Origin of the sequence: Streptomyces sp. NPDC059456 (assembly GCF_042750055.1) — a bacterium.
Lineage (GTDB): Bacteria > Actinomycetota > Actinomycetes > Streptomycetales > Streptomycetaceae > Streptomyces.
The window spans coordinates 1-3,260 of record NZ_JBHYVA010000075.1 but is presented as its reverse complement, the minus strand read 5'-3'; the positions used below and the strand labels follow the sequence as shown (position 1 = coordinate 3,260).

The 3,260-nt window shown below is 77.1% G+C and carries 1 protein-coding gene, 1 tRNA gene and 1 pseudogene; 2 read left to right on the top strand and 1 reads right to left on the bottom strand.

Annotation, left to right across the window (positions count from 1 at the left end):
* Positions 1–42: 42 nt before the first annotated feature.
* Positions 43–116: transfer RNA gene (locus ACFXA3_RS09895), tRNA-Lys, on the bottom strand.
* A gap of 228 nt (positions 117–344) precedes the next feature.
* Here ACFXA3_RS09895 and ACFXA3_RS09890 point away from each other — a divergent pair.
* Positions 345–1,694, top strand: coding sequence for a peptidoglycan-binding protein (locus ACFXA3_RS09890; RefSeq protein ID WP_385184413.1), 1,350 nt, complete (start codon positions 345–347; stop codon positions 1,692–1,694).
* A gap of 962 nt (positions 1,695–2,656) precedes the next feature.
* Positions 2,657–3,260, top strand: a pseudogene (locus ACFXA3_RS09885) (hypothetical protein); the annotation flags it as partial.

Sequence of the window (3,260 nt, the reverse complement as noted above, 5' to 3'; positions counted from 1 at the left end):
CCGCTCGCGGTGCGCGCGCGGCGCGTCGAATTATATTGTCTGTGCGCCGCCAGGGACTCGAACCCCGGACCCGCTGATTAAGAGTCAGCTGCTCTAACCAACTGAGCTAGCGGCGCCTGCTGACAGAGAAAACTCTACCCCACCTCCAGTGGTGCTCGTGACCAGCCGCGCCCGCCTTGTCCGATTAACCCATGTTTGAGGGGTTTATCGTGCACGATATGTCTGGGTCGAACCGCATCTGATGCCCCGACAGATGCCGGGCCCGCCTGACCAGCGACGAGCAGGGGAGTGGACGGAACCGCATGACGATCCAGCCTCCGATGCATGTGCAGACGACTGCACCGATGCCGATGCCCGCTTTCGAGGAGTACGAGCCCGCAGGCGACTGCGTCTGCACGGGCTGCGCGCAGCGCCGTCGCGCCCTCGCCCGCGCGCGGGCCATACCGCTCCGGGACGGCGGCCACCCGGCCGCGCGCGGCGCCCGCCGGGCCCTGGTGCTGGCCACCGCGGCGGGCGTGGTCCTGGGCGGTGGCGGCTCGGCGGCGCTGGCGGCGGCCGGCCCCGTCCCCGGCCCGGAGCCGGTCTCCCTCGACACCCCCGGCCCCCACGACGTCCCCGGCTCCCCGCAGGGCGGCCGGTCCCCGCTGCACGGCCGCCCGGCCCCGGCGAAGCCGCCGGGTGCGCCCGGAGCGCCGTCGGCGGTCAAGCGGATCGACCGGACCTCGATCATCAACCGGGCGAAGCTGTGGCTGGACGCGAAGGTCCCGTACAGCATGTCCACGTACTGGTCCGACGGCTACCGGCAGGACTGCTCCGGCTTCGTCTCGATGGCCTGGAACCTCGGTACGAACGAGTGGACCGGAAGCCTCGACAAATTCGCCACCAAGATCACCAAGGAGGAGCTGCTCCCGGGGGACATGCTGCTCTTCCACAACCCGGCCGACCCCACCAACGGCTCGCACGTGGTCCTCTTCGGCGGGTGGGTCGACGAGACGCGCACGCACTACGTCGCGTACGAGCAGACCCGCCCGAACACGCGCAAGGGCGCCACCCCGTACGGCTACTGGAGCAACGCGACGAAGTACCTCCCGTACCGGTTCAACGGCGTGACGAGCGGCATCACCGAGCAGGACCCGTCGTCGACCGACCCGAAGCCGGCCGTCCCGACCGTCTTCCCCGGCGCCACGCAGTTCGGCCCGGGCGCGAACAACGAGCACGTCGCCCAGCTCGCCCGGATGCTGATCGACCGGGGCGGCCGGCGCTTCTACCCCAAGGGCGCGAGCACGGCGTGGAGCGACGCCGACCGGCTGGCCACGCAGGCCTTCCAGAGCGCCCAGGGCTGGACGGGCACGGACGCGGACGGGATCCCGGGCGCGCACACCTGGCAACTGCTGGTCGAGCACAAGGGCAACGACATCCGGCCGACGGTGGACGCCGCGCCGGGGCCGGCCGGGATGCCGGCGTATCCGGGGCTGTCGGCGTTCCGGCCCGGGTCGTCCCACCCGTTCATCACCGCCCTCGGCCGCCAGCTGGTGAAGAAGGGCTTCGGCAAGAACTACACGAACGGCCCCGGGCCCCTCTGGAGCGAGGCCGACCGCCGCAGCGTCGAGGCCTTCCAGCGCGCCCAGGGCTGGCGCGGCGCCGCGGCCGACGGCTACCCGGGCCCGGAAACCTGGCGCCGGCTGTTCGCATGACGGAGGCAACGATGTACCCCACGCGCACCACCTCGACGACGGGCACCTTCCGCGTGCCACCCGTGGCGGCGGCCCCGCGGCCCCCCCACGCCCCGGCCCTGCGCGGCACGGCCGAGCTCTACCCCACCCCGCCGCCGCGCCGTGACGCGGCCCACCCCGAGCCGCCCTCCGGTCCCCCGCCGGTGTCCGCCGCACCGTCCCCGGCCCGGACCGCACCACAGCACCCGCTGCCCGCTGCGGGGGCCGCGTTCCACGGCCCCGCGAACCCCCCGCCGCACACGGCCGAGGCCGTTCCCCCGGCGGTGCCGGCGCCCACGCCCACGACGCAGGCCCATCCGGCCCCGCAGCCTGCCGCGGAACGCGGGCGCGCAGACGTCCAGCCGTACGCGGCCCAGGCCGAGCCGGGTCCGGCCCTGACGGCGGCGCCGCCGGCCCCGCTGCCTGCCGCGCGGGCCGCGGGCGTGCAGCCGTGCGCGGCCCAGGCCGCTCCGGAGACGGGGCCTGCGGCAGTGCCGGGACCCGCGCCCGCGGCGCAGGCCCAGACGGCCATGCCGTCGGGCCCGGCCCCCGGTGCGGGGGCCGGGTTTCCCGAGCCTGCGGGCGCACAGCCGTACGCAGCTCAGGCCGAGCCGCAGGCAGGGCCTGCGGCGTCGCAGTGGCCGGGCGTGGCGGGAGCCGAGCCGGGTCCGGCTTTGACGACCATGCCGTCGGACCCGGCCCCCGGTGCGGGGGCCGCGGTTCCCGGGCTTGCGGGCGTGCAACCGTACGCGGCTCAGGCCGGTCCGGAGGTGGAGCCCGTGGCGGTGCCGGGACTTCCGGGCGTGGCGGGAGCCGAGCCGGGTCCGGCCTTGACGGCGGTGTCGGCGGACCCGGTCCCCGGTGCGGGGATCGAGTCTCCCGGGCTCGTGGGCGGCGCGCAGCCGTGCGTGGCTCACTGCTGTCCGGAGGCGGAGTCTGCGGCGGTGGCTGGGCTTTCGGGCGCGGCGCGGGGCGAGCCGGGACCGGCCGCGCCGGCGGCCGGTGCGGAGGCCGTGGCCGGGATTCCGGCTCCGGGCATGGCCCAGGACGGTGCGGAGTGCACCGGCCGGGCCGAGGCCGGGGCCCCGGGGCGGGCGGCCGGTCCGGCCGTGCTCGGGGACGTCGCGGTGCCGCACGGGCGGGTGGCCGCGGATGCGGATGCCGGCTGGAGCGAGGTTCCGGCGGCCCGGGTCCGGGTCGAGCCCGAGCCGGTGCACGCGCTGGCCGGGGCCGCCGACCGGGCCGAGTCCGGCGGGGGCTCGTACGGGCAGGAACCCGACCCCGTGGTCTGCGTACCGGCCCCGGCCGGGTCGCACGACGAGACCGCTCCCACCGGCGTGGCCACCCTGCGGCTGCAGGCCCTGGACGGCGGGGGCGAGCCCCCCGCCCCGCAGGGCCGGGCCCGGCCGGCGGAGTCCGGGCTGCCGGTGGCGGACGGTCCCGCGCACCGGTACGGCGAGGCGTGGCCGCCCGGCCCGCAGCCCGGCCAGGGCCCCGGCCCCGGGGCCGGCGCCGGGGCCGGGGGGCCGCGCCCGGCGGCGGCGCCGC